Source organism: Lamprobacter sp. (assembly GCF_034860625.1).
In the GTDB taxonomy this organism is placed as follows: domain Bacteria; phylum Pseudomonadota; class Gammaproteobacteria; order Chromatiales; family Chromatiaceae; genus Lamprobacter.
The window spans coordinates 1-1,520 of sequence record NZ_JAYESN010000491.1; the positions used below are offsets into that span (position 1 = coordinate 1).

At 66.8% G+C, this 1,520-nt stretch carries 1 protein-coding gene; it reads right to left on the reverse strand.

Annotation, left to right across the window (positions count from 1 at the left end; all coding sequences use genetic code 11):
• Positions 1-119 precede the first annotated feature (119 nt).
• The coding region (gene hutW / locus VBE63_RS29145) for a heme anaerobic degradation radical SAM methyltransferase ChuW/HutW (protein WP_323686467.1) at positions 120-1,520 on the reverse strand (1,401 nt) is incomplete at its 5' end.

Sequence of the window (1,520 nt, forward strand, 5' to 3'; positions counted from 1 at the left end):
TCGGGCGGGGATGTCGGCGGCGCGCAGGAACACCGCGATACCGAGGACCTCGTGCTCGGGGTACTGCGCGGACGAGCCGCTCTCCGTTGTCACCGAGGCTGAAGCAGAACAGACGGTTCTCAGGCATCGCTTGGCATCTCCCGGAGGCATTGATCGAGCCATTCGAGCAGGTTCTGCGTCAGCGGTACCTGCCAGAAGCGACCGGCGAGCGTCAGCTCGAGCCAGCCGCCATAGCGCATCACCAGGCCGGCGCGCTGCCACTGGGCGAACAACGGGTCGGCCAGAGGCGCCAGCTCGCGATTCGCGTGCGCTCGCAGATCGGCGTCCAGGCCGCTTAGGTCCAAGTGACCGCGCTCAAGCTCGCCTTTGATCCGATTAAACAGCCGATCATGGGGCGAATGCCGCATCAAACCAGCAATCACTGGCTCGCCCTGGGTGAGCCGACGCTGGTAGTCGTCGACATCCGCAGTGTTGCGAAATGAGTAGGCGCGCTCGCCGCCATGCAGCGAGCCGCCGGCGCCGGCACCGATGGCCAGGCAATCGGCACCGGCCTTGACCAGCAGGTTGTAGAGGTTGCGCTCCCGCGTGCCTTGACGCCAATGGCTGCTAGAGAGCGGCTCCCAGCGTGCTGCATCGAGCCGTTCGGCGCCCTGTTGGTAGAAACGGCCGAGCTGCTCGGGCGCGGCCGGCCTGAGCTTGCCGGTGGCGACCGCGCTGGCAAGCGGGGTGTCGCGCATCTGCTTGAGGGCATAGAGATCGACCCCGTCGAGTCCGAGCGTGATCGCCGTGTCGAGATCCTCGGCCCAGAGCGCTGCATCTTGGCCTGGCAGCCCGAAGATCAGGTCGATGACGATGGCGCCCTGATCAAGCCCCATCAGCCCCTCCAACGCGCTCAGCAGCTCGGCTCGACTCGCCTTGCGTCCAAGACGCTGGCGGAGGCGTTCATCGAAGGTCTGCACGCCGAGCGAGAGGCGGTTGGCGCCGGCGGCGAAGGCCGCGCGTGCCTTATCGAGCCCGAAGCCGTGCACGCGACCCTCGACGGTGATCTCGCAATCGGCAGCGAGCGGCAAGGTCTCGCGGACCGCTTCGATGGCGCGTGCCAGGTCGGCGGCGGAGAGCAGGGTTGGGGTGCCACCGCCGAAGTAGACCGCGCGGATCGCGGCCTCGGACAGGTCGGGTCGGTCAGGTTCACGCTGCAACTGCGTGATCAGCGCATCGACATAGGCGCTGCCGGCTTCCTCGCGCCAGGCATTTTGATAGAAGCCGCAGAACAGGCAATGATTTCCGCAGTAGGGCACATGCACATAGGCCACCGCGGGATGACCAAGCGGGGTCTCGGTGAGCTGCTGCCAGAGTGGTGTGAGCTCACTCGGATCGACCGGCGTCAGACCGACGAAGGGATGCACCGGCCGCTGCCCGCTGAAAGCCTGTGCCAAAGGCGCGCTGGACTCACGGGCGAAGAAGGCCTCGAGCGGGCGATGGGTGGCGACGGGGCGATTCGGGGTCATGGGAGGAGTGAA